The 1426-nt window shown below is 67.0% G+C and carries 1 protein-coding gene; it reads right to left on the reverse strand.

Features of this window, described 5'->3' with window-relative positions; all coding sequences use genetic code 11:
* Positions 1 to 15: 15 nt before the first annotated feature.
* A complete protein-coding gene (locus DJ010_RS21650) occupies positions 16 to 1194 on the reverse strand; it encodes an IS110 family RNA-guided transposase (RefSeq protein WP_211318916.1) in 1179 nt (392 codons plus the stop codon).
* Positions 1195 to 1426 lie beyond the last annotated feature (232 nt).

Consider the following 1426-nt stretch of genomic DNA (forward strand, 5'->3'; position numbering starts at 1 on the left):
TGGCGCCCCTCTGTGTCAAGACGCGGCTGGAAGAACTGGCTTAGGCTCGGGTCTGGCGGGTCCGGGAAGTGGCTTGTCCGAAGAGCCGGTATGGGGTTGTGAGCCGGTCGCGCTGGATTCAGAGTCGTTGCCCCGTTGCCCTCCCGGGCCCGTCCTCTGCGTGATGACGAGGTCGTCGAGCATGGTCTTGTAGACGAGGTCCGACAGCCGGCGTTTCAGGCAGCGCATCGCTTCCATGTTGGTCTTGCCGGCGGCAGTCTTGCGGTCGAAGTAGGAGCGTCCCTCGCTGGGACGGCGCAGTTGCACGGTGGCCATGATGTGCAGGGTCCGGTTGATCTGCCGGTTCCCTTGGCGCGATAGCCGGTGACGGACGTGGTCGCCGGAAGAGGCGTCGATCGGTGCGGTGCCGTTCCATGAGGCGAAGTGGTCGCGGTTGGGGAATCGGGTGATGTCCTCGACGTCGACCAGCAGACGAGCTGCACCAGTGGGCCCGATGCCGTTCAGGTCCAGCAGGCTGCTGCCGCTGGCGCGAATGAGCTCGGTGAGTTCCTTGTCGGCGGCCTTGCGTCGCAGGTAGATCCGCTCCAGGTCGGCGATGAGCTCGGCGGCCACTCGGCGCCGGGCCTTACCCGCGGCGTCACGCGGGCGGACCTTGGCCAGCAGCGCTTTGGCCTGGGCGGCGGACAGATCCTTCTTCGCCCCGCCGGGGATCAGTTCGAGCAGCAGGTGGTGCAGTTGGGCGACCTTGCGGGTGTGCTCCTCGCCCAGCCAGCCGCGGCGGTCGACCAGCACCCTCAGTTCCTCGCGCTGTTCGTTGTTGACCACGGGTCGCAGTCCGCTCATCCGGGTGCCGACCAGGGCCACCGAATGGGCGTCGGTGGCGTCGGTCTTACGGCCCTGACCGGTGCTGAAGACCCGGGCCCGCGCCGACAGTTTCGGCGGGACATCAACGACGTCCTCGCCCAAGGCGACCAGCCGGACCGCGACGTGGCGGCCGATCCCGTTGCATCCCTCGATCGCCCACACCCGGTCACCGAACCGGCTGACGTAATCCCTCATCGCGGCGAAACCAGCCTCATCGGTGCCGAAACGGCCACCGTCTAGGACGGTCTCGCCGGCGTCCATCACCTCGATCGTGACCGACCGCTTGTGCGGATCCATCCCAATCACCACGCGCTTGTTTGTGTTGCTCACGGCTTGTCTCCGATGCTCGATCCAGCACTGGTAGTCGAGCCGGGAGGGCAGCGCTACTTAGAGCTGGGCAGTCCCCTCTCGAGCCTCTCCTGGCTCACGGCGCCCGGCCCGCGCATGCCAGTAGAGAGCCACACGGACAAGCCGTGGGCAGCCGCATTGAGAGCCACGGACCGGACGCCTAGACCGAGCCTCGCCAGGCACCGGTCCTGGGGTCAATGAAACAAGTAGCCGC

Origin of the sequence: Nocardioides silvaticus (genome assembly GCF_003160695.1) — a bacterium.
In the GTDB taxonomy this organism is placed as follows: Bacteria; Actinomycetota; Actinomycetes; order Propionibacteriales; family Nocardioidaceae; genus Nocardioides; species Nocardioides silvaticus.